Genomic DNA, 24,080 nt, shown 5'->3' on the forward strand with positions numbered 1-24,080 from the left:
TCATATTGCAGCGCTGTCATATATTTTAATTTTTCATTTTTTTAAAGTTACAAAGGAAAAATTATATTTGATGCTTCTAATATCATTTGTTTCTAGCTTTGTTGGCGTTACTAGTTTTATCCTTTCAAATATTCCTAGTATGGGGCGTTTATCTCTAAAAGTAATTAATTACTCAAATTCAAAATATGCAGAGTCAGTTGGTTTATTTGACATTATAAATATTAAGATCGTAACGTTTTTTCTTTATTACTACTATCTTATTGGGAAAAAATAATGACATTAGATTCTGTAAGTTATTTACCTGATGATATTCTAGCTAAAGTAAACAGGGATTCTATGGCTGTGTCTCTTGAGAGTCGGATACTTTTTTAAATCATAATGTTGTTGAGTTTACTTGGACTTTTCCTATTGATTACAAGTTTAGGAATAATGAAACAAAATGGTGTCTAAAAGAAGTATTGTATCAATACATGCCTAAAAAATTACTTGAACGTTCTAACATGAGATTTGGAATACTAATTGGAGCTTGGCTTAGATGACCTTTAAAAGAATAGTCCTCAGTATTACTTAAAGAAGATAGATTACGTATGGAGGTTTTTTTTGATCCTGTTTCAGAGTTATGTGAAGAGCACCAGTCAGATAAGAGTGATTGGCAGTGTATACTATGGAATATTTTGATGTTCTAGGTTTGGTATGAAAAAAATCAATAGGTCAACTGGGTGTAATTTTTTCCTAAAGAAAAGTGTTTGATTTAATATTATATCTAGTTGTAATCATTAAAAGCGATTCACTGTCAATAGCATTTATTCTTTAATTTATCGAACAAATATTTGTAATCGTCTTTAATTTAGAACAAAAGATTTATTATTAATCGTTTTAATATGATAGTTTTCTGAAATGATATCTATTTGATATGTTTTTATGAAATAATGATACTTGATCTAACTTGTAATAATTGCATTAGTTTAGTTCTAAACTAAAAACTAACTTTTTAATGGTTATTCAGTTTCTTGGAAGAATTACAAAGTATTTCTAAAAATGAAAACTTTATTTGTAAAAGTTGTTTCTTTTATCGTGCTGACACAAACTATATTTAACGAGTTACCTAACATATAATTATTCTGTAGTGCATTTAATCTAGAGTTGAACTTAACAAGTATGTATCTGTTTTAGCTATTAAAAAATCATTGTTAATACGCTTTTTTAAGATTAATAGTTGAAATGATTTTTTGATATATTAAGTTATAGAATATAGAAGCTTTGATTTTTATAAAATTATTATGTTATTATTTCTGTTTCCTTTAACCGATTTCAGAAGATAACAGCATAATTTTTAGAGGAAGATCTTTATATTTTCTTATTGTTTTAGTTATTTGAAAATAAAGATGATCTCTTTTCTTTTAACAAGTTTAAAACTGATTTTTCCATAATTTGCACTCTTAGAAATCTCTCATGGAAAGGGTAGGTGTTGATCATTACTTATTCAAAATGAACTTTAATTTTCTTAACCTTTCAGTTCTAAAAGGCAATTTACATATTATATTTTAATTGAGAAATTAATTCCGTAATCTATTTTTTATATTTCGTAATTTATCAATTATTTGAACTGGTAGGCTTATATATTTGGATTTTATATTGATATTGATATTGATTTCAATTATTTTAATTAAATAAATATTTAATGTACAGTTTAAACAAAACACTAAATCACATATGATATTTATACTCAATTGTTTTTTAGGTGGTTCTGAGTTAACTAATGAATTTAAAATAGTCTTGATATTAAAACTATTTTAAATATCAATAACTTCTCCATCTTAGGTTATTAAAAGCACTTTGAGCAAAATGTTAGATTAATAAAAAATACTAGAAGTGAATGTCGATATAAAAAAATGACAATTAATTATCTGGATAATAATGGATTATTTTAGTAATATTTATTTAGTTATACGCAAACTTTAATGAGTGGGGCTTAATGAAGAGTATTGATTTTATAAACGAGTGTAAATTTTATTTGATATAAGAACTTAAGTTTAAAATATAGCCGAATTAAATTTTTTATCAAATTTTAAGGCGCATTATGATTTTACAACTTCTCAATGACTTTTAGTTGAAATTTATACACAAAAATCTCAATAAAAATATATAGAATCTTGTTATCATACTAATGAAAAATTATATCAATAGTTTTTATAGAGATCTATTTATTTTTTTTATGTTTTTATTTGAATTTTCTAATCTAGAAGAGTTTTGATTGAATTTAGTATTATATAAATTATTTCTTTTTTATTATGATATTATGTATGAAATATTTCAAACTTTTCTTTGATTAATTTTTAAAAAATTAGTGAGACCTTTAATGAATAAAATTAAAATCCTTTATTTATGTTCTACTCTTAAAAACTCGGGTCCAACAAATCAATTGTTTAATATTATTACAAACTTGAATAGTGATAAATTTGAATGTATTGTAATAACCCTTTCACCTGAAAGTAATAATAGTTTGATTCATAAATTCAAGAATAAAAAAATAACTGTAATAAGCTTAGAATTATCTAGGATAAAGGGAATATTTTTTTTGCGCAGAAAACTTCTTAAACAGTTAAAAGTGTTTATTCCTGATATTATTCACAGTCAAGGTGTTAGAGCTGATAGCTTATCTTCTTCTCTTTTAGGCTCATTTGTAAAGATTTCAACTTTGAGAAATTTTCCACAATTAGACTATAGAATGACTTATGGTAAAATTCTTGGAGCTTTATTGACAAAGAATCATATTTCCTCATTGAATAAAATTGATTTTTGTGTTGGGGTTTCTAAGGCGGTAACTAAAAATCTTAATGAAAATTTTTTGTTTAAAAATACTATAAGTATTCAAAATGGTGTGGATGATACTACTTATTACCCATTAAGCTTTGAAAATAAAGTTGAAATGAGAAATAAACTTAATATACCTAAAAATGCTATAGTATGGGTAACAACAGGTCATTTGTCTGAAAGAAAAAATCCAATTAATATAATCAATTCTTTTACTAATTTTTTGAAAATGAATGATAAACATTATTTGGTTTTTATAGGAAATGGTAATTTGTTAAATGAATGTAAAAGACTTTCAAACGGAATGAATATTATTTTTACCAAAAAAATTGATAATGTTCATGAATATCTTAAAATCTCCGATTATTATGTGTCAAGTTCAAAAGCTGAGGGGTTACCAAATGCTGTTTTGGAAGCGATGGCTTGTTCTTTGCCTGTTTTGCTATCTAATATAGAGCCTCATAATGAATTTTTTAATGTTAACCTCAATATAGGCTATAAGTTTAATGTAGATAGTGAATTTTCAAATGAAATTAATTTAATGATAAACTCAGATTATAAATTACAATCAAAATCTTGTCTTGATGTTATAAATAAAAATTTTAGCGCTTCGATTATGTCTAAAAAATATCAAGATTTGTATATTGAACTATTAGAAAAAGATAAATCTAATGTCTAAAATAGCTGTAGCAATGTCTATATATCATGGTGATATTTTAAGTAATATTAAGATGAGTATTAACAGTGTATTAGAGCAAAGTTACTATGACTTTGATTTTTTTATTGAAGTTGATGGAGTTTGTGACTTTGAGATAAATGATTATTTAATTGAAATTTCATCAAAATTTAAAAATATTTTTTTAAATTTCCATGATGTAAATTTAGGGTTAGCTTATCGCTTAAATACAATTATAGATAATTCTCTTAAAAATAATTATACTTATTTAGCGAGAATGGATGCAGACGATATATGTCATAAAGATCGTTTTCAAAAACAAGTATCCTTTCTTGAAAGCCATGAAAATATAGACTTAGTAGGTAGTGATGTAATTGAGATTGATGACATGGGAAAACATCTTTTTTATAAAAAAATGGAAACTAATAGTAAGTTAATTATATCCAACGTGATCAAAAAATGTCCACTAAATCACCCTACAGTAATGTTTAGAACTTCAGTTTTTCATGATCCTTTAAATCGTTATAATCATTTATTGAAAAATACCCAGGATTATTATTTTTGGATAGACTTAATATCTAAAGGTTATTGTTTATCCAATATTAATGAACCTTTGCTTTACTTTCGAGTAGATAAAAACTTTCACAAAAGGCGAGGGCTTAAAAAAGCGTTTAATGACATTCTAAGTAGATTTTATGCTATGAATAAGCTTAATTGTTTTAGTGTTCCTAATGTAATATATGTTTTTTTGCTTTTTGGGTTAAGATTATCTCCAAGCTTTATTAAAAAATTTTCTTATAGGAAGTATCGTTAATATGAAATTCTTAGTAACGGGTGCTGCAGGCTTTATTGGATCAAGCGTCGTATCACGTTTATGTGTTTTAGGTCATCAAGTTGTTGGTGTTGATAATCTAAATAGCTATTATGATGTGGCTTTGAAGGAAGCTCGCTTGAATCGTATTCAAGATAGAAATTTTAAATTGGTTCAGTTAGATATAGCTAATCGTGATAGTGTTGCAAATTTGTTTGAAACTGAGCAATTTGAACAAGTTATTCACTTGGCAGCGCAAGCTGGAGTTCGTTATTCTATAGAAAACCCATATGCGTACGCAGATTCGAATTTAGTTGGGCATCTGAACATTCTTGAAGGGTGTCGTAATAATAAAGTGAAGCATTTGGTATATGCATCTTCAAGCTCAGTATACGGGTTGAATGCAAAAACACCATTTGCAACGTTAGATTCTGTCGATCATCCAGTATCTTTGTATGCAGCGACAAAGAAATCGAATGAACTCATGGCACACAGTTACTCACATCTATATGATATTCCAACTACTGGCTTGCGTTTTTTTACTGTGTATGGCTCATGGGGGCGTCCGGATATGGCTCCGTTTATTTTCACTAAGAAGATCCTTGATGGCGATATCATTGATATCAACAACAATGGTGATATGTGGCGTGATTTTACACATATAGACGATATAGTTGAGGGTGTGATACGTATTTCGGATGTGGTACCACAACGCGATAATGATTGGAAAGTAGAAGGTGGTTCTCCTGCAGGCAGCTCAGCCCCCTATGCTATATATAATATCGGCCATGGTTCACCAATCAAATTAATGGATTTTGTTAAGGCGATTGAAGACGAGCTTGGCATTAAAGCGAAGAAAAACTTCAGAGATATGCAACCTGGTGATGTTTACCAAACCTATGCTGATACACGAGATTTGTTTGAAGCAACAGGTTACTTACCAAAAGTAACTGTTAAAGAAGGTGTTAAGGAGTTTGTTGAATGGTACAAAAAGTTCTATAAAAAATAATTTTTCTGTTTATATCTGTGTCTAAAGGAATTTGAATGACCGTTTTAGTGGCTAGTCGCGCAGATTACATGGGTAGGTCATACAATATTAGAGCTGTTGTTTTTGATAACCGGTCTAACTCAAGAAAAGAATTATTGAAACGTATTGAGTAAATTACTGGTAAATAAGCTACTTTTTTATCTAGGTGATATTTTTGATAGCGAGTTATTAATGCGTATCTTTTGTAATCATCAAATTCAATCTGTGATCCATTTCCATGCTTAAAAGCAGTAGGTGAGTCAAATGAAATTCCTTTAACATATTGTTGAAACAGTATTACAGCCACGATTAATTTGTTAGAAGCAATTGATGCGTATAATGTTAAGGACTTTTTTTAGCTCTTCTGCAACTTTTTATAGTGATCCAGAATCTGTTCCAATTGATGTTAGAAAAGTTTTTTGCTGATTTACATAAGTCAGATACCTCTTGGAATATTGCTAGATTACGTTATTGTAATCCAGTTGGTTCACATGAAAGTGGATTAAACGGTGAGGATCTTAATGGTATCCCAAAGGGTCTTATGCCATTTATATCTAAAGTTGCTGTTGGGAAGTTAAAGCCGTTAAATGTATTTGGTGATGACTAAGGTACTAAAGATGGAACAGGTGTGCGAGATTATATACATGTTGTTGACTTGGCATTAGCCCATTGAAGCATTTTAAAAAATATCTCTTTTCAAATATCACCTCGTTGCCAAGGAGATATCGCTTAATGTTATGCATCAATAGACTTAGCAGAATGTGAACTTGATTGGAAAGCGGTTAGAAATATTGATGATATGTGCCAAGACACTTGGCGATGACAGATAAACAGCCCTAATGGTATATTGAGATAAGAGCACTTAATTAATAATATATTTTTTGTTATAGGGCTAATAATATAACTTTTCTTTGCTATAATTGATCTTCTGACTAATTGTAATCTTATGTCATTTGCTTATATGGATTTTTATGTTTTTTGAAATATCTTTGCTTTTTGCTATATCTTTTTTAGCTTTGTTTCTACTAAGAAAACTTGCAAAAATAATTGGCTTAGTAGATAAACCAAATTTAAGAAAACAACATAAAGGCTCTATACCTTTGGTTGGAGGCATATCAATTTTCTTAGTTTTCTCTTTGTTTCTTCTCTTCAAACCTTTGTACTTGATTGATTCAACAGTTTATTTGTTATCAATGATGTTCTTAGTTTTTATAGGTGTGCTTGATGATAAGTTTGATGTCAGTTACAAGTTAAGGTTTTTTATTCAATCCGTATTATCTTTGATTATGATGTTGATAGCAGATATTCAACTTCATACAATTGGTAATATTTTTGGTTTTGGTGATATTGACTTAGGAGTAACTGGTTACCTTATTACAACCATAGCGGTTATTGCTGCGATTAATGCTTTTAATATGGTTGATGGAATAGATGGGCTTTTAGGTGGTTTGTCGATTGTTACTTTTGGTGGCTTAGGTTTAATTCTAGGTTTAGATGGTCAAAGTAATATGTCATATTTATGTATGGTTTTAATTGTCATAATTTTACCTTATGTCTTTATGAATTTAGGTCTTCTTGGTCACAAGCGTAAAGTGTTCATGGGTGATGCTGGTAGTATGTTTATTGGCTTTACGGTTATCTGGTTCTTACTTCTATCTTCTCAGAATGGGCATGATGCGCCGTTAAGGCCTGTTACTGCTTTATGGCTGATTGCTTTACCATTGATGGACATGGCTGCCATTATGATTAGAAGAATTAAAAATGGAAACTCTCCTTTCAAGCCAGATAGGGAACACCTACATCACATCATTCAACGTTTAGGTTTTAATTGTAACCATACACTCTTTATTATTTGTTTTGTTGCGATATGCTTTGCAGCATTTGGAATTTATGGGGAAGTTAATGGATTGCCGGAAAGCCTTATGTTCTATGCTTTCATTTTTTGTTTTTTTGTATATCTCAAGATTGTTTCTAAAGCTTCATCTTATGAAGGTGACGCTAAAAGTTCTATAATACAGGCTATTACTAGGAATAAATAATTTCATTGAGTTTGAGTCTTTATAAACACTCTTATGAACCAGTTAATAATATTTATTAGTTGGTTTTTTATTTATGATCACTTAATTTAATTGTGTAAACTTAAGAAGTTACAAGAGGGAAATATTTATTTGATAAGTATTTTTTCAGAGTTAACTACTTATTTAAAACTAGTTACTGAACTTTGATGCTTGCTTTTAAGGCTGAATGGAAATAATTTTTTGAATGCGGTTAGAAGTGTTTGAAATGTATTTGGTATTAAGGCGCTCTCATTAAAGCGCCTTAATAATTATTAATTCTTAAAGCTGGTTCTTAGCTTTAAATGCTTGAATCAAAGTTTCAGGTTTTACTTTTTTGTTCTGGCTATTTAAAGCGTAAACAACGGTTTCGCCTTTAGGTCCTGCACCGATTTGAGTAAAGCGTAAAGGTACTTCACCTACTACGCGAGCAGTTGTCATTTCTTCTAAAGATGAGAATACATAGATTCTACCTTCTTCAGTGCGAGTCTCGCCATAAAAACCAGCTGAACCTTCAAGCTTGCCGTCGTACATGTCAACTGAGGCGATACCTTGGGTTTTCTTTTTGTCTTCGTTAGTTAGGCCAAATACGATAGTTTCACCTCTAGGGCCTTCACCAATGCGTACTTTTCTATAGGCAGTCTCACCAACTTGTAGGAAGGTTTGGTAAGTAGCAAAATCATCGAAGAAATAGATGCGACCTTCGTGATCAACTTGGTATAAGTCTTCGTTGTTTTGAGAAACAACTGCTTCAGTTTGAGTGTTTGTAGTGAGTGTATTATCGACAGAGCTTGTGCCGCAAGCCGTTAAAATTAAGCTAGTACCAAGTACACATGAAAGGTTAATAAGAGTTCGTTTCATTTTAGTCTTCCTAGTTAAATAATGACAAAGATGTTACAAAGTTCTTATTAAGCTTTTGTGTCAAAGAGGTGACACTTTTATGGCATTAACTTTTCATTTGAGCCAGAGCGCGCCAGCCTTGTATATTTAGCGGTTCTTAATTTGAAATCACTTCCTGAATTCAAGTTCGATACTTTTTATTTCCATTGACTGAATAAATTTACAAGATTTTTAGCGTTTCTTGCTAAGAGAATTGTGGGCTAGTTTTGATTTTTAGGCTCATTAAATGATCTTTTTGAAATAGCTTTGTCAATCTATGGCTGATGCATGGGGTTTTATATTAGGGTTTTCTTTCAAAAAACGAAGGAGAATGACTAATGCTCAAATTACGACATGGACTGTTAGCCTTAACGATAGTCGGTTCACATCTTGTTAATGCGGAAAGCTGTCCAGATTATGAAGTGTTGGATGCACTTCCCAACTTTACTTACCCTGCTGAGCGTTCTTTTGAACATACTGCGAGCACTTTGTTATCAAGTTTCTATAGCCCTTATCATATTATTCATGACCAAGTAGCGAAGGCAGATGAGCCAGTAACAATAGTGGGTAAATTTGACTATAGCCGTGTTTTTCACAAAGACTTAGAGGATTAAAATGTTCATGCTTATATTTTTGGTAGTGGTATGAATCAGTGGCAGTATCTAGGTACTTACACGACAGATGCTGATGGTAAGGTTTTTGTTCCAATACAAAAGCCAGAGGGTGAATATCAAATTCGTATGGTGGTGGAAGGGGATCTATCGAGTGTTGATGGTTACCTTTCTGTCGTTAGTGATAATCGTAAAGCGGTCTTGTTCGATATTGATGGTACTTTAACGCTTAATGATTTTGAGTCTGTAGGTGATTATCTGGGAGTTGATAAAGCCGATCCTCACTATTTTGCTAAAGAAACTGTCTTAGCATACAAAGATAAGGGCTATCAAATTATTTATTTAACAGGTAGGCCATATTGGGTCGGTAAAGATAGCCGCTAATGGTTCGATTATATGACGCTACCTCAAGGCCAGTTACATACCAATCCTTATGGTGATGGGCCAATACCAGGTAATACACAAGCTTATAAAACTGAATATCTAAATCAGTTAATTAATGACTCGTCTATTGAGATTGTTAGAGCTTACGGTAACGCAACGACTGATATAGCCGCTTATGCTGATGCTGGCATATCAATTGATGAAACCTATATTATTGGCGAGAACGCAGGTATGGATGGAACTCAAGCTGTATATGGCGATTACGCTTATCACTTTGCTGACAAAATTAGTGAATTTGCTGGGCTAAATTGTGACTAATTACTAAGGTAAATAAAGAGTGAAAACTTATCCCCTTACAACTTTAACCTTATAAGGGGATAAACTTCTCTAGTTTTGATTAGGCAACGTTCTGCTGATGATTCTTTCCTACAAGGTTTAAGCGGGTGTCAATTAAATCAAGTGCTTGCTTAAGATCTGCTATCAAATCATCTTCATGCTCTAGACCTACTGATATACGAATTAAGCCATCACTGATACCCGCATCTAAACGTTCTTCTTGAGTATAAGGAGAGTGAGTCATAGAGGCAGGGTGTTGAATTAAAGACTCAGCATCGCCCAAGCTTACCGCAATAGAAAAGAGTTTCATGCTATTAATGAATGCAGCGCCACCTGCTAAGTCTGTATCAAGCTCAAATGCAATGACACCGCCAGCCGCTTTCATTTGTTTTCCAATGAATGTATTTCCTGAGTGACTCTTAAGGCCTGGATAATGGACTTTAGTGACGTGTTTATTTTCTTCTAAAAACTCAGCAACACTTTGTGCATTGCGACAATGGCGCTCCATACGAATGGGTAAGGTTTTAATTCCTCTTAATATTAACCATGCATCGTGAGGGCTCATGGTTGCGCCGATATCTTTCAGTACAGTCATTTTGATGTGATTAATCATCTCACTCGTACCACAAATAATACCGGCAACCACATCTCCGTGGCCATTCAAGTACTTGGTAGCACTATGGACAACGATATCAATCCCAAATTCTCTAGGTTGTTGCAAAATAGGTGTGAGGAAAGTGTTATCTACGACTGAGATGAGGTCATGCTCTTTAGCTATGTTTGAGATGGCGTCTAAATCTAATACCACCATATTGGGGTTTATAGGCGTTTCTAAAAAAACCAACTTGGTATTTGCTTTAATTGCCTGACGGAACGCATCCATATCAGTCATATCGACAAAAGTAACTTCAATGCCAAAACGAGTCAGCATATGGCTGATGAGTGCGTAAGAGCAACCATAAATCGCTTTAGAAGCAATCATGTGATCGCCTGCTTGCAAATAACTTAGTAAGGCACCAGAAACAGCACCCATACCTGTTGCAGTAGCTGCTGCATCCTCCATACCTTCCATTGCTGCAACACGCATTTCTAATTGACGTGTTGTCGGGTTACCTAGACGACTATAGATAAAGCCTTCTTCTTCTCCGGCAAAACGGTCAGCACCTTGTTGTGCGTTCTCGAAAATGAAAGTTGATGTCTGATATAAAGGCGTGGCTAATGAACCAAATTGCTCATCATTTATGCGTCCTGCATGAATTGCTTTGGTTTCAATATTATTACTCTTCGCCATGATAATAGTCCTTAAGGTTACTGTTAACCTGTTATCTCTGATGATTTTTGTTTTATTTATATCTCCTTATTAGATAGCAACTCTCTTGCCAATATATATAAATTTATATTAATCAATGGTTTAGAGATTGTTTTGGTTTTTAATGTATTATTTCTGTCATAAAAGAGTGACACTTGAAAGTTTAGACTAATTAGAATTTTGTTTTTTAATCGTAAGGGTTTATTTTATAAAGAATTTATACGGAAAAGTGGGTGAAAGGGAAGAATTAAGCTGGTTAAAGTGCATTTTAATTGTAATATTAATATTACGCTGTCATATTTAAATGACATTTGGTGTTGGAATGCGGTGAGTTTAATGCGCTTAGAAATTAGATCGAATGATAGAATAGGTATTAGCCAAGAAATATTGCATATTTTCTCTAAGTACGCGTGGGATATTCGAGCAATAGAGGTAACGGCTGGCTTTACTTATGTTCATGTGAATGAAAGCTATCAAGACTCTTCCCTTATCATTGAGCAAGTGCACTTAATTGATGGTGTCACGTCATGCGACGAAATAGAACTTATGCCTCAGGAGAGGCGAGAAAACCACTTAAGGACCTTACTCAACCGTATCCCAACCCCAATATTTGACCTCGATGAAGCGGGTAATATTTTAGCCTTGAATCAAGCCGCGATCCATTTAATTGATTTACCAGATACTAAACTGGAAGGCCTCTCAATCAGTGAGTTTATCGATCAAGACTTTAATGGATTACTGCAAGGTAAAGGAAGGGAGCAAAGTATTGTCTTCAAGCAAGATGCCCATATTGCAGAGGTAAGCCCCGTTTTGGTAGAAGGCCAAGTGCGTGGTGCACTCTTGATGCTAAGAGACATGAATAGCCTAGGGCGGCAAATGTCGCTTATGCAGGCACAAAAGGAGCATGGGTTAGAACAAATAATAGGTCAGTCTGAAACGATTAAACTTTTGAAACAACAAACTAAACGCTTTGCACAGCTTCATTTGCCAGTTTTAATTCAAGGCGAAACAGGGACAGGTAAAGAGTTAATCGCTAGGGGGTTACATCAAGAAAGCGAACAGAAAAATGCCGCATTTCTCGCGTTAAATTGCGCAGCCTTGCCAGAGCACTTATTAGAAAGTGAATTATTTGGTTATGCATCAGGCGCTTTTACAGGTGCGCAAAAAGGTGGCAAACCCGGTTTATTAGAACTTGCGGATGGTGGCACCTTATTCTTAGATGAAATTGCTGAAATGTCGGTTTATCTTCAGGCTAAGTTATTGCGTTTTTTGCAAGATTATCGCTTTCGGCGTGTGGGCGGGAATCGCGAAATCAAAGTAAATGTGAGAATTATAAGTGCCACTCATCAAAACCTACCCCAGCAAATCGAAGAAGGTCGTTTTCGAGCAGATCTTTATTATCGCTTAAATGTTTTGAATCTTGTTCTACCTGCGCTCAGGCACAGAGGAAATGATATTGCTTTACTGGCTAAGCACTTTATTCAAAGTGCAGCAATTCAAGTTAATATGCCAGCCCCTTTGATTGATGAAGCATCAATTGCTGAATTACATGCCTACACATGGCCTGGTAATATTCGACAACTACAAAATATATTGTTTCGCCTCGTTGCTCTTAACAAAGGAGAGTATCTTTCTTTAAAGGATATTAAGCAAAGCCTCGCTCAAGCTGCTGGAGAAATGAAAAGTGTCAAAAAAAGTCATTTGAGACTTGAGTATGATGGGGAACCAATCATAGATAATAAGTTACAGGGACAAGAAATTAGAACAGAAGATGATAAAACTTGGGCGAATGCTCAAGCTGAATTTGAGGTGGATTTATTATCACGTTTATACCCGCTTTATCCAAGCACACGTAAATTAGCAAAGCGTCTTGGCGTATCTCACAATAAGATTGCTATGAAGCTTAAAGAGCACGGTTTTACGTCTGATTAAATGTATTTAATCAGACGTTTCCTAGATTTATCACCATTTTGCATAATGGTCTTCAACTAAACCCATAGCATTTTGAATCTTTATGGTTTCCTTATTTAGTTTAATGGAGCCATTAAAGTATCCAAAAAACTGCCTGAAATTAGATGCAATTAGAATGAGATTCATCTTCTGAGCGCGTTTGCCTTGTTTCTCAAAACTAAGTTCGAGCTTTGCATCATTTGATATAAGGTGCCATGTTTGAGACTCTTGGTAGCGATCAAAGCTGAAATCAACCATGTCAATTTTGTAGTATTCATCATCCAACCAGATAGCGTTTTCACTAAAGCCTGTTTCATTTACGCCGGAAGCCAAATTAAAACCCAGTCGACGACCATCTTCTAAATAGGTAGAGAGACTAGCCCAGTGCCAACTTGTCTCTCTACGCATAAATCCCGCACTCCAATCAATGCTTGCTAGAGCTCTTCTTGCTTCTAAAGGGTAACTTTTTGATTGCCAGTTTAATTGCCCATGAACAGGGCGAGCAGTCAATTTTTGAGTATAAACCCAACCGTTATAGCCTGCTTTAGAGCACAGATTAAGGGCTTTGTCTGAGTTTGTTTCATCAATGATAGCCTCTAAACTAAGGCCATTCTTTAATCTCAAGGTAATATATCTAGCTTGATGCTTTGCTTCAAACTGCAAAAAATTATCCGCTTTAGATATGCTTGAAAATCCTTTGTTGGGATGAGAAGACATTCTTGTTTTAAGGCTAAATGGCTGAATGAAATCAAACTCCTCAAAAGTTTGTTTCTCGATGTGGTAAAGGTATACAAAGCAGTTGCTGGCATATTTTAAATCAACAATAGCCATCCCCATGATAAAGTCATCGCACTTGATTGAAATGAATTGGAACTGATTAAACTTAAACTTTTTCCGCCAATGAGAAAGCGGTTTATCCATGGCATTTCTGAGGTCATAATCAAGATGGTTAATCTCTTTCGCTTTTGTGTAGCCGAATTCGATTTGTCCTTTACTGTTAACCAAATATGACATTGAAACGTCCCTGAATAATTATTAGTCATTGTTATAGTGTCTTTTACTAATATAAAAATCAATTATTCAGTTCAACTGCTCAATTTATACATACCTGTAATAGCAAAACTCATTTCAGATAAGCTATGGATACATTACCTTTATAGTTTGCTATAAGGCGCTCATTTATGGCTGACTTTTGACTAAAATAAGTACTGTATCCTATATGGATGCGTTTAATGGCAATTTACTTGAATGCAGTACTTTCTATTGCTAAATTTTCAAATTGCTAATAGGCCAAATTAACAGGTAATATACCCTCTAAGCCTTTAAAACCTTGTAGCCGCTCTTTAAGCCTCATACCAAAATCACTATTGTTGAGGTGAGGGACGCGAGTTTTGTCTGTTTCATAGTTATTAAGCTTAACTTCATCAGCAAGATTAGGGTCTTTTAGGCTTGCCTGTTTATCTCTTGCTTGAATAGAAAGCTCTCCAATTAAATCAATATCATGCTGCCAACTAAAGCGATTAACACCTCTGAAAGTAAAGTTTTCATCTAGATATCTATCGCTAAGCTGAATCAAATACTGCATTAAATAATGATGTAACAAATGAATGTTTGCTTCATCTAGTATGAGTGTAAAAGGGGTGGCTGATAATTCGGCTAATTTGCTTTTATCGGTGGCAATGAAGGTCAAATCAACAAGGTATTGCAATTTTACTTGGGCTTGATGAGTTACTTGTCTCTCTTCAAAGTTAACTAGTCTAAAGCAACCATGATCATATTGAATTCTTGCAAGCGCGCTTTGAATTATTTGCTGATTCAGTCCAAGCGCATGCTTATCAGTCTTATTTGATAGGGCATGGCTTAATAAAGGAAGATCGTGATGACTATTAAAAGGAGTGCTGGTTTTATCCTGGTGAGATAGCCTAAAGAGCTCACGAATCTCATGCTCTCGGGCTTTTTTTAAACCTAAAAAGGCTGTTTGGATCACTTCAGAGCTGGGTAGCTGTGGCTCAATACGCCATTTACGGCCGTATACAATTTTGTAATGTTGCTGATTTTCTTGGTTTAAATAATTGTCATAGCCAATAATACCAACCTGTAGATAGAGACCAGACTTATCTTCGCAAACAAAAATAGGGTATTCAGTATCAAACTGAATTTCTTGAATCAGTTTTTCAATCGAAGCAAGCGTATGTTGATATCGTAAATAATGCTGAGGAATGCATTGAGTATTATTATCTAAACAAATGACAGGGGCATGCTTAATTGCAGACTCGCCTAAATGTAATGGAATGGCTTTGCTCATCATAAACTCTTCAAAGGCTCTTATAAAACAAAGAAATGGAGTTTAATCAAGTATACTAATGGGCGGAAGTTGCAAAAAATGCAACTGGTCGAACTAAAAATGCACCAGTTGTTCACCTGTTTATCTGTTCAAAAATAGTGTAAAGATAATAAAAACTTGAAATGGATTCTAACTTTAGGTTTTTAAAAAATGAGGCGTAAATTTTGTCACCAAACCAATATACTTGCCCCTTATGTCATCAAACTAATGCTTGTGGCCTTAATCAAATGAGCAGCAAAGCGTGCTGGTGTGAATCATTGTCGCTACCTGAGAAAACGCCAGAATTAAATGAAAAATTAGAAGAGCTGCAAGGAAATATGGTGAGTTTCTCTGAGCTTGGGCAGAGTCAATCTTGCATTTGCCAAGCTTGCCTAACGAAATTGAATCATTTGTCTAAAGGTTTAATTACTCGTTAATATCATATTTTTTACTGAGGGTAATAACATCACTAATTGGCATGGGTTTATAAAAGTAAAAACCCTGAATAAGTTCTACTTTCAGCCTTTTTAAATAGTTCAGCTGCTCTTCTTGCTCTACACCTTCTGCCACAATAGATAAGCCAAGTCTATGGGCTAACAATATGATGTGCTCAACAACATAGCCAGAGCGAATGTCATGGGGGATTTTTTTCACGAAGGAGTAATCAAGCTTGACCACATTAACAGGTAAGTTCTGTAAGTAGGCTAAAGAAGAATATCCAGTGCCAAAATCATCAAGGGCGACATGAAAGCCCGCCGCTTGAAGTTGATTGCTTATGATAATGGCGCAATCTAAGTCTTCTAACATGCTACTTTCGGTAAGCTCAAATTCGATATATTTGCTATTAACCTGATGTTTTTGGCAAATTCCCAATAACTCTTTCACAAGAAAATCACGATTAAACTGATAGGAAGATAGGTTAATAGAAATCCGAAAGCCTGGGCAATGATTAAAATGCTCGATTAATAGTGATGCTTCACTGATGATTCTACTGAATAGATAGTTTTCTAATTGAAGCATGAGGTCTTTAGAGGTTTCGACAATAGGCAAGAAATCTCCAGGTCTCAATAAGCCTCTTTGTGGGTGCTGCCAGCGAATAAGGGCTTCAACGCCTTTGATTTCACCCGTTTGACTGCAAAGTTTGGGTTGGTAATAGGCAATGAATTCTTTATTTTTTATACCTGAGGCAACCATGTTTAAGAGATTTTCTCTAGCTTCAATTGCTTCAACGATAGTATTTGAGAAAAAAACTAACTTGTCACTTTTTAAGCCTTTTGAGTGTTGTAGTGCTTGTTCAAATCGGGTAGCGATAGCCGAATTATCTAGAATGAAATCAAGTTTGATACCACCAGAATGTAGTTTAATATTTTTCATTCTGTTGATAATTTGCTTCATCAAATTATCAATGTTTTGTTTAAATTCATCCTGACTATGGGCCGAAGTAATGAAGGCAAATTTGCCACCATATAAGCTATAGCATTGGCTTTGCTTATCACCATATTGGCTAATGATATCCGCCACATTTTTTATTAGATCGTCAGCGATTTTAAAGCCTTGGCTTTTATTAATTTTTTGCAGTTTGGCTATATCAATAATAGCCAAGTAGTGGTTGGTTTTATTACGGGTACGACATTCTTCGAAGAAAAGCATCATAGCAGACCGGTTTTTCATGCCGGTTAATGTGTCTTCAAATGCCTCTTTCTCAAGTTTTTGCATCGCAAAATCAAGCTTACTTTTTAAAGTACGATTCCAAACATAGAGGAGGACTATCATCAGCAAAGCCAATATGGCGCCAATAATACTGTTTCTTATCCAAGATTTATCCTGATGGAATTCGTCGTATATGGACTTTCTTGAGAAAACAGCCTGACCATTAGTGACTTCATTAAATGTATCAAACATAACGGCCCAACGATCTGGGCTGGTATAACCAAGAGGAATTTTTTTTGAATCGATTAGTTCTATTGTTTTTTGAGCTTCAAATTGTTGGTGCAATAAATTAAAGGGTTTAGGGTTGAGTGTTTCAAGTGACAAAATATGTCTAATAATCTCATCTGGATACTTGATGGCGTAATTCCAACCTCGAATAACAGCACTGCGAATGGATGCTACACGATTAGGGTGATTATTCAGTTCAGATTGTGTTGTCGCTAAACTGTCACCATAAAAATCAATACCATAATCAAGCGGTGAAAGTATTTTAACCTTTTGTCCAAGAGCGGCTAACTGGTATGGCTCATTTGAGATATAACCGTAAATGGCAAAAACAGTACCATCAATGAGCTTGCTAACATCGCCATCATAAGGGTGTTTGGAGTAGCTGGTGGAAGGGACACCATTTTTATTCAACATGGCATCAATTTGGCCTGCTAACGCCGCATCAGCCAGCATTAGCTTTTTCCCCTTGAGCTCTTTTATATCTTGAACATTGTCTTCTAGACGAGTCATCAAAATTTCAGGAGCGTGCTGAAAAATGGAGGTAACAATAATAACGGGTGAACCAAGAGCCAATGAGTTTATAGACTCGCTACCAAGTACAGCATATTGGCTCGAGTTATTAATGAGTTGGTGTAAGTGGTTTTTATGAGGGCCGCCTTCAATGAGCTGGACATCCAGCCCCTCATCTTCAAAATAACCTTGTTCTAAGGCGGCATAATAGCCTGCAAACTGAAACTTGTGATACCACTTGAGATGAATGCTAACCGTCTCTGCTAAGGAAAGAGAGGTATATAAAACAAGGACGAGCAAGGACACTAAGTGTCTGGCTGATATTAGCATTGTATGATCTGCACTAATTTATTCATAAAATGCGCGTTACCATCAATCAACATATTTAACAAATCCATTAGCTATAATATTTAGATAAAAATGATTACTTCTATCTCTATAAGTATAACCTTTTTTCTCTGATTAAATTTATATTAACTTGGCCAATTGTAGTTTTTTGTGATTTATAAAACGAAATTTTACCAAGATTATTCCTAGCAGAAAATTCATGCTTTCATATTAATGAAAAAGACACCTATTGTTACTAAGTGTATGAAATTAATAAGTAAGTCCTAATTTAGTTTGTAATCAATTTGTGGCTGTAACTTGCTCTGATTAGCTTGGTTCTACTTAAAATATTAAGTTCAAGCCTTGGCTAAGTTTAGTCTAGATTAAAAATTAAATGCCTCTTCATTACTTTCGCAAACTCCCTAGTGCCCACTATTATTGGAGGTGGTGGGTAGAGAGATAGTCTTGCCATTGAAGAAGTGGGTAATAGATGAGATTTGAGAAAAGGTATTGATATAGACTTTATTTTGATAAAACCTCTCTTAGATAAAGTTTCAAGCTGCAACCTTCTCTGACTCCAGCTTGATTTTAGTTGCTTAGTTAGGCTTTTTGTTTGCGATAAAGCTTTGATACACATAACCATAACTTGTATGTTCTGCTAATACAGCACCAAGTTCTTGGCCCTTAGGGCTTCTCCAGTCATCCATAATCTCAGCGAGTACAGAAGTCCAAGTAACTACTTTTACACCAGCTTGTGTCATACGATGAATCGCAGCTTCACGGCTAACTTTATCCCAAGTACCAGATGCATCGACAACCGCGTAGACATCATAGCCTTGTGCAACGGCTGAAATGGCAGGAAACATTAGGCACACATCAGTCACTATGCCTGCCATGATAATTTTATTACGACCAGTGTCTTTAATTGCCTTTCTAAATTCAGGCGATTTCCATGCATTTATTTCACCTTGTCGGTTAATCACTTTTGCATCAGTGAGTACTTGGCTAATTTCTCCCATTACAGGTCCGTTAGGCCCTTGCGGATAGCTGGCGGTTACAATGCTTGGTAAGTCCAATACCTTTGCCATCTTAGTTAGGCCTAAAATGTTATTTTTTAGCTGGGCAGGATTCATATCTCTTACTCCCACCATAAGTCCAGTTTGATGATCTATCATGGCTAGAACGGCATTATCTGGCGTTAATACTTCACTGTATTTATTCGCATATGATTGGCTGGCTAAGCCTAATAGTGCGGCTGTGAAGAGAGTATTTTTAACAATAGATTTGAAAATTTTCATGAGTTAAACCTCGTTTTTGAATGTGAGGTCATATTAATTGTTGGTTTAAAAGTGATATATAACTATAAATGAGATTCTTTGTTGATTTATTGATAACAAGATGCTGTATTTGAAAAAATGTTCTTGAAACTAAATTGGATTAGATTATTTTATTTAAAGAAATATGACTTATTAAAAGTAGGAAAAATAATAATGAACTTTACCTTGAAGCAACTGCGTTACTTTGTAAAAGCAGGTGAATTTAATAGTGTAACCAGAGCGGCAGAAACCTTATTTGTTTCTCAGCCATCTATTTCTTCTGCCATTTTACATTTAGAAGATGTGACAGGTTTACAGCTTTTTGTTAGACATCATGCTCAAGGTCTTTCCTTAACGCCTGCAGGTAGGCAATTTATCCTTAAAGCGAAGCAGCTTTTGGCTGATGCTGAAGGGTTAGGGCATTATGCGAATACTCTCGGTGAAGATGTTGCTGGTACTCTGAGAATTGTCGGCTTTCCCACTTTTACCCCAATACTTTTACCTTCTTTAATGAAAAAGTTTGTCGAAACCTACCCTGATGCAAGTGTTCAATGTGATGAAAGCCATCACAAAGACATTATTGAAGACTTGATTGATGGTCGTTATGAACTTGCTTTAACCTATGATATGCAAATTCCCGCTGAGATCGAATTCGAGCCGATTGTAGAGTTTCCTCCTTATGCCATCTTGTCTCAAGATCATCCATTGGCACAAAGAGAGACATTAAGTCTAAAAGAACTCGTAGAATATCCAATGGTGCTGTTGGATTGGCCTATGAGCCGAGATTATTTCTATTCGCTATTTTTAAGCCAAGACCTTGAGCCTAATTTTGCCTATCGAGCACAGTCCTTGGGCATGGTACGAGGTTTAGTTGGTAACGGTTTTGGTTACTCCTTGTTTAATACACCACTTGCAACAAACTTAGCCTTAGATGGTTCTCAGTTGATAGCTATTCCTTTAACAGATAATTTGCGACCACTGAGGCTAGGTGTAGCAAAGGTTGCTCAGTTTAGGCTGACACCTGTGGCAGATGCCTTTATTGAAATGTTAAAAGAAAGAGCGAGTGAGCTTACAGACTCAGTGTTTACCGATAAGCGTCTTTATAAAAACTTGAAATAATCTTGTTTAACTTTCCTGCATAAATTTTTTTTATGCAGGAAAGTTAAATTAAATATTTTACATATGCACTGGGGCTTTTTAATCTGTTGTTATAGATATGTTCATTTACTGACTTCGAGGTAAATGCGCTTAACCCTCTATATCATTGGATTAAAAAATGACTGTCCTAAAAAAAATAATTAAATCGGTTTTACCTTGCGATACTTTGAACAAATCAGAGTTTGATAAGCTGGTACAGCTCTTTCATTTGCAAAAATTAAAGCAAGGGGAAATGTTCCAACATGACTTATTAAGCTCAGATGTTATTTTGCTTGTATCTGGGCAGTGTCAGTTGATATATCAGGACATTCAAAAGCATTTAGATACCCCTTCACTTTGTAACCCCTTCATAGGCGATGATAGTGACACCGCATTACGTAATATTTGTGTTGTGAGTGAGTCAGCGTCATTTGTCAGTATTAAACGTCAGGCATTATCCACTTGGTTGGATACAAACCAAAATACAGCACTCTTAAGTCATGCTTTTCTAAAATTAGAGATGAATCGTTTGAATGCTCAGGTCTTAGATGTACAAACATTTCGTACCGAAAAAGATTTACTTGGGGTTCGACAGGTTGAAGAAAGTGCATTGTATGGCATTCAAACCCTACGTGCCCAAGAAAACTTTGCTATCACTGACATCAAGGTCAAGCATTTTCCTCAACTTGTTAGCGCGCTTGCTATGGTTAAAAAGGCGGCGGCTAATGCTAATCATAAGTTGGGTTTACTGTCACAAGAACATAAAAATGCTATAGGACTAGCGTGTGATGAAATCATAGGGGGTGAATGGCATGAGCATTTTGTCGTTGATGTGATTCAAGGAGGCGCGGGCACATCAACGAATATGAATGCTAATGAAGTGATTGCCAATAGAGCGTTAGAAATCATGGGGCATAAAAGAGGGGAGTATCAGTATCTACACCCAAATAATCATGTGAATCTCTCTCAATCCACCAACGACGCTTACCCCACTGCGATACGTTTAGCTATCTTGCTAAGTCATCAGGACTATGTGGATGCTTTATCAGATCTCTGCTATCAGATGAAGCAAAAAGCCGTGGAGTTTTCTGATGTCATCAAGATGGGGCGTACTCAGCTGCAAGATGCTGTGCCTATTACTCTAGGTCAAGAGTTTGATGCTTGGTACTTCACCATGAAAGAAGATATCTCAGAAGTGAAAGACGTTATTGAATACTTTAGAGAGATTAACCTTGGTGCTACTGCCATTGGAACAGGGATAAACACGGACCCTGATTATTCCAGTTTAGCCATTGAAGAGCTATGCCGTATTTCAGGAAAAGAATTAGTCAGAGCAAGAAACCTTATTGAAGCAACGTCTGACATGGGCGCTTTTGTAACCTTTTCCAGCGTGCTTAAGCGAAATGCTGTCAAGTTATCTAAAATCTGCAATGACCTTAGGCTCATGTCGAGTGGTCCAAGAGCTGGGCTACAAGAAATCAACTTGCCCGCTATGCAGCCAGGTAGCTCAATCATGCCAGGCAAGGTTAACCCTGTGATACCCGAAATGGTCAATCAAGTTGCATTTCAGATTATTGGGAACGACATCACGATAACAATGGCAAGTGAAGCAGGGCAATTACAGCTCAATGTTATGGAGCCTGTCATCGTCTTTAATGTTTTACAGTCTTTACGATTACAGGTTCGCGCTGTTTCAACCTTATCGCAAAAATGTATCAAGGGAATAACCGCAAATGTTGAGCATTGCTTAAACACGGTTAATCACAGTATTGGCATCATCACAGCGCTTAACCCATTTATAGGTTATGAGAATGCTACTCGTATTGCTAAACAAGCCTTAGATGAAAGCGCCAGTGTTAGAGATCTTATTTTGGCTGAAGGTCTGTTATCTGAACAAGCTTTAGATGACGTGCTCAGTGTAGAGAATATGACAGCACCCCGAAAAATGCGTGTTAAAGAACCAATGCAGCTAGTTTGATCCCATAAAATTAGACTAAAACTATTTAATAGAACCTATGTCGGGCAAGGTGTCCTGATTGGAGAAAAAGAATGAAAAACAAACAAGACTGGTTAGATCTACAGCAAAAGATTGAGCTTAAACATCAGGCTTTTATTAATGGACGTTTTGTTGATGCCAGTGATAAAGGTGTATACGAGACAATTAACCCAGCAAATGGTGAGCGACTAAATCAAACGGCTGCTTGTACCGAACTTGATGTAGATACTGCAGTAAAAGTGGCTAGGGAGTCATTTGATGCTGGCGTTTGGGCAGATAAAGCGCCGGCAGAAAGAAAAGCTGTTTTAAAGAAGCTTGCCAGTTTGATTATGGAAAATCATGAAGAGTTAGCTTTGCTTGAGAGCCTAAATGTAGGCAAACCAGTGCAAGACGCTATGAATGTCGATATACCAGGTTCAGCTGCTTGCTTTGAATGGTACGCTGAAGCGATCGATAAACTCTATGGTGAAGTAGCGCCAACAGATAAAAACAATGTTGCCACGATTACACGTGAACCTGTTGGTGTGGTTGCAGCTGTTGTGCCATGGAACTTCCCGCTTGATATCGCAGCATGGAAGCTCGCACCAGCGCTAATTAGTGGTAACTCTGTGGTACTTAAACCTGCCGAGCAATCACCATTGACCGCATTAAAACTCGCTGAGCTTGCTCAGCAGGCAGGTTTGCCAGATGGTGTTTTAAATGTCGTAACAGGTCACGGACACATAGTGGGTAAAGCCTTGGGTCTTCATCAAGATGTCGATTGCTTAGCTTTCACTGGCTCTACTCAAGTGGGTAAATTATTTATGGGCTATTCTGCTGCTTCCAATTTAAAGCAGGTTTGGCCAGAGACTGGTGGTAAAAGTCCAAACCTTATTTTTGCTGATTGTGATTTAGACGCTGCTGTAGAGCATGCAGCCTTTGGTATCTTCTTTAATCAGGGCGAGGTCTGCTCGGCAAATTCACGTGTTCTTGTTCAATCTAGTATTAAGCAGGCTTTCTTAGACAAGTTTGTAGCAAAAGCAAAATCAATGAAGGTTGGTGATCCGCTTGATGCAGATACCCAAGTGGGTGCTTTAATTGACCAACAACATGCCAGCAATGTTAGAGCCTGTATTTCTCAAGCCCTTGAACAAGGAGCAAGCTTGGTAACAGGTGGTTTAGGTGATGAGAGTACTGCCGTAGTGGCGCCAACAATCTTTGATAATGTGAGCTCTGAAATGGCCATAGCGAGAGATGAAGTCTTCGGTCCTGTGGCTGCCATTATTGGGTTTGATTCAGAGGAAGAGGCTATCAAGATAGCGAATGACTCCATTTACGGATTGGCAGCTTCTGTTTGGACCCAAGACTTAAACCGAGCTCATAAAGTATCTGCGAAACTAAAAGCAGGTACAGTCTCTGTGAATACAATGGATGCTCTAGACTTTTCGACACCATTTGGCGGTTACAAGCAGTCAGGGTTTGGTCGTGATTTGTCGCTTCATGCACTTGAAAAATTTACTCAGTTAAAAACCACTTGGATCAAGCTTACTTAGGTTGTTTTAGTAAAAAAGAAGCACAGAGTTTGATTCACTCTGTGCTTTTTTTATTTAGAACCTATGAGTAATTTTTTTATCAAGATGAATCAAGGCTGAACCTTATCGCCTGATATAGCTCGGTTTTCTTTTCTAATTTTATTTCCCCCA

General features: G+C 35.3%; 18 protein-coding genes and 1 pseudogene. 13 read left to right on the plus strand and 6 right to left on the minus strand.

Going from position 1 to position 24,080, the window contains the following annotated elements:
* Positions 1-407: 407 nt before the first annotated feature.
* The 6 genes from OA91_RS24820 to wecA all read left to right on the plus strand — a co-directional run bounded on the left by OA91_RS24820 (position 408) and on the right by wecA (position 7,367).
* Positions 408-539, plus strand: a complete 132-nt coding sequence (locus OA91_RS24820) for an asparagine synthase-related protein (RefSeq protein ID WP_082827751.1) — start codon at positions 408-410, stop codon at positions 537-539.
* A 1,820-nt stretch (positions 540-2,359) separates the two neighbouring features.
* Positions 2,360-3,493, plus strand: coding sequence for a glycosyltransferase (locus OA91_RS02325; RefSeq protein WP_063336992.1), 1,134 nt, complete (start codon positions 2,360-2,362; stop codon positions 3,491-3,493).
* Entirely contained in the window at positions 3,486-4,304 is an 819-nt protein-coding gene (locus OA91_RS02330) for a glycosyltransferase (protein ID WP_063336993.1), read from the plus strand. The genes OA91_RS02325 and OA91_RS02330 overlap by 8 nt, the downstream gene beginning before the upstream one ends.
* A 1-nt stretch (position 4,305) precedes the next feature.
* A complete protein-coding gene (locus tag OA91_RS02335) occupies positions 4,306-5,310 on the plus strand; it encodes an NAD-dependent epimerase (protein WP_063336994.1) in 1,005 nt (334 codons plus the stop codon).
* A gap of 397 nt (positions 5,311-5,707) precedes the next feature.
* Positions 5,708-5,935, plus strand: coding sequence for a hypothetical protein (locus OA91_RS24515; RefSeq protein ID WP_231870291.1), 228 nt, complete (start codon positions 5,708-5,710; stop codon positions 5,933-5,935).
* Positions 5,936-6,299: 364 nt separating this feature from the next.
* On the plus strand, positions 6,300-7,367 hold the full coding sequence (gene wecA / locus OA91_RS02345) for a UDP-N-acetylglucosamine--undecaprenyl-phosphate N-acetylglucosaminephosphotransferase (protein ID WP_063336995.1): 1,068 nt from the start codon (positions 6,300-6,302) through the stop codon (positions 7,365-7,367).
* 297 nt (positions 7,368-7,664) lie between these two features.
* Here the strand turns inward: wecA and OA91_RS02350 are convergent, their stop codons facing one another.
* Positions 7,665-8,243: a hypothetical protein gene (locus tag OA91_RS02350; protein ID WP_063336996.1), complete on the minus strand. Its 579-nt coding sequence runs from the start codon at positions 8,241-8,243 to the stop codon at positions 7,665-7,667.
* A 356-nt stretch (positions 8,244-8,599) separates the two neighbouring features.
* Here OA91_RS02350 and OA91_RS24520 point away from each other — a divergent pair, with 356 nt between their 5' ends.
* The gene (locus OA91_RS24520) at positions 8,600-8,875 is read left to right on the plus strand and encodes a hypothetical protein (RefSeq protein ID WP_231870292.1); all 276 of its coding nucleotides are present in this window, start codon (positions 8,600-8,602) and stop codon (positions 8,873-8,875) included.
* A 15-nt stretch (positions 8,876-8,890) separates the two neighbouring features.
* A pseudogene (locus OA91_RS24825) lies at positions 8,891-9,574 on the plus strand (LNS2 domain-containing protein).
* Positions 9,575-9,653: 79 nt separating this feature from the next.
* Here the strand turns inward: OA91_RS24825 and megL are convergent.
* Positions 9,654-10,883, minus strand: coding sequence for a methionine gamma-lyase (megL, locus tag OA91_RS02360; RefSeq protein ID WP_063336997.1), 1,230 nt, complete (start codon positions 10,881-10,883; stop codon positions 9,654-9,656).
* 354 nt (positions 10,884-11,237) lie between these two features.
* On the opposite strand from megL, the gene OA91_RS02365 reads away from it, so the two are divergent.
* Positions 11,238-12,833, plus strand: coding sequence for a sigma 54-interacting transcriptional regulator (locus tag OA91_RS02365; RefSeq protein WP_063336998.1), 1,596 nt, complete (start codon positions 11,238-11,240; stop codon positions 12,831-12,833).
* A gap of 30 nt (positions 12,834-12,863) precedes the next feature.
* On the opposite strand, the gene OA91_RS02370 is transcribed toward OA91_RS02365, so the two are convergent.
* Together OA91_RS02370 and OA91_RS02375 are read right to left on the minus strand one after the other, a co-directional pair.
* Positions 12,864-13,865 carry a DUF2804 domain-containing protein gene (locus tag OA91_RS02370; RefSeq protein WP_063336999.1) on the minus strand — a complete coding sequence of 334 codons (1,002 nt, stop codon included), beginning with the start codon at positions 13,863-13,865 and terminating at the stop codon, positions 12,864-12,866.
* A gap of 268 nt (positions 13,866-14,133) precedes the next feature.
* Complete coding sequence (locus OA91_RS02375; RefSeq protein ID WP_063337000.1) at positions 14,134-15,156, minus strand: hypothetical protein; 1,023 nt, start codon at positions 15,154-15,156, stop codon at positions 14,134-14,136.
* Positions 15,157-15,359: 203 nt separating this feature from the next.
* On the opposite strand from OA91_RS02375, the gene OA91_RS02380 reads away from it, so the two are divergent.
* Positions 15,360-15,611: a cysteine-rich CWC family protein gene (locus OA91_RS02380; RefSeq protein WP_063337001.1), complete on the plus strand. Its 252-nt coding sequence runs from the start codon at positions 15,360-15,362 to the stop codon at positions 15,609-15,611.
* Here the strand turns inward: OA91_RS02380 and OA91_RS02385 are convergent.
* Complete coding sequence (locus OA91_RS02385) at positions 15,601-17,928, minus strand: EAL domain-containing protein (protein WP_197477714.1); 2,328 nt, start codon at positions 17,926-17,928, stop codon at positions 15,601-15,603. The two genes, OA91_RS02380 and OA91_RS02385, sit on opposite strands and share 11 nt — an antisense overlap.
* Positions 17,929-18,545: 617 nt before the next feature.
* Entirely contained in the window at positions 18,546-19,247 is a 702-nt protein-coding gene (locus OA91_RS02390) for a hydrolase (protein ID WP_082827752.1), read from the minus strand.
* A 192-nt stretch (positions 19,248-19,439) separates the two neighbouring features.
* On the opposite strand from OA91_RS02390, the gene OA91_RS02395 reads away from it, so the two are divergent.
* The 3 genes from OA91_RS02395 (at position 19,440) to OA91_RS02405 (ending at position 23,930) form a co-directional block, all read left to right on the plus strand.
* Positions 19,440-20,384, plus strand: coding sequence for a LysR family transcriptional regulator (locus OA91_RS02395; protein ID WP_046017175.1), 945 nt, complete (start codon positions 19,440-19,442; stop codon positions 20,382-20,384).
* A 157-nt stretch (positions 20,385-20,541) separates the two neighbouring features.
* Positions 20,542-22,380, plus strand: coding sequence for an aspartate ammonia-lyase (gene aspA / locus OA91_RS02400; RefSeq protein ID WP_157203773.1), 1,839 nt, complete (start codon positions 20,542-20,544; stop codon positions 22,378-22,380).
* Between the two features lie 71 nt (positions 22,381-22,451).
* The gene (locus OA91_RS02405) at positions 22,452-23,930 is read left to right on the plus strand and encodes an aldehyde dehydrogenase (protein ID WP_063337003.1); all 1,479 of its coding nucleotides are present in this window, start codon (positions 22,452-22,454) and stop codon (positions 23,928-23,930) included.
* The last annotated feature ends 150 nt before the right edge of the window (positions 23,931-24,080 follow it).

This window comes from Marinomonas sp. SBI8L, assembly GCF_001624705.1.
Classification (GTDB): domain Bacteria; phylum Pseudomonadota; class Gammaproteobacteria; order Pseudomonadales; family Marinomonadaceae; genus Marinomonas.

Bases quoted from the DNA above. Each gene is read 5' to 3' on its own strand.
- OA91_RS02325 (WP_063336992.1), top strand. From the start codon at position 2,360: ATGAATAAAATTAAAATCCTTTATTTATGTTCTACTCTTAAAAACTCG.
- OA91_RS02330 (WP_063336993.1), top strand. From the start codon at position 3,486: ATGTCTAAAATAGCTGTAGCAATGTCTATATATCATGGTGATATTTTA.
- OA91_RS02335 (WP_063336994.1), top strand. From the start codon at position 4,306: ATGAAATTCTTAGTAACGGGTGCTGCAGGCTTTATTGGATCAAGCGTC.
- wecA (WP_063336995.1), top strand. From the start codon at position 6,300: ATGTTTTTTGAAATATCTTTGCTTTTTGCTATATCTTTTTTAGCTTTG.
- OA91_RS02350 (WP_063336996.1), bottom strand. From the start codon at position 8,243: ATGAAACGAACTCTTATTAACCTTTCATGTGTACTTGGTACTAGCTTA.
- OA91_RS24520 (WP_231870292.1), top strand. From the start codon at position 8,600: ATGCTCAAATTACGACATGGACTGTTAGCCTTAACGATAGTCGGTTCA.
- megL (WP_063336997.1), bottom strand. From the start codon at position 10,883: ATGGCGAAGAGTAATAATATTGAAACCAAAGCAATTCATGCAGGACGC.
- OA91_RS02365 (WP_063336998.1), top strand. From the start codon at position 11,238: ATGCGCTTAGAAATTAGATCGAATGATAGAATAGGTATTAGCCAAGAA.
- OA91_RS02370 (WP_063336999.1), bottom strand. From the start codon at position 13,865: ATGTCATATTTGGTTAACAGTAAAGGACAAATCGAATTCGGCTACACA.
- OA91_RS02375 (WP_063337000.1), bottom strand. From the start codon at position 15,156: ATGAGCAAAGCCATTCCATTACATTTAGGCGAGTCTGCAATTAAGCAT.
- OA91_RS02390 (WP_082827752.1), bottom strand. From the start codon at position 19,247: ATGAAAATTTTCAAATCTATTGTTAAAAATACTCTCTTCACAGCCGCA.
- OA91_RS02395 (WP_046017175.1), top strand. From the start codon at position 19,440: ATGAACTTTACCTTGAAGCAACTGCGTTACTTTGTAAAAGCAGGTGAA.
- aspA (WP_157203773.1), top strand. From the start codon at position 20,542: ATGACTGTCCTAAAAAAAATAATTAAATCGGTTTTACCTTGCGATACT.
- OA91_RS02405 (WP_063337003.1), top strand. From the start codon at position 22,452: ATGAAAAACAAACAAGACTGGTTAGATCTACAGCAAAAGATTGAGCTT.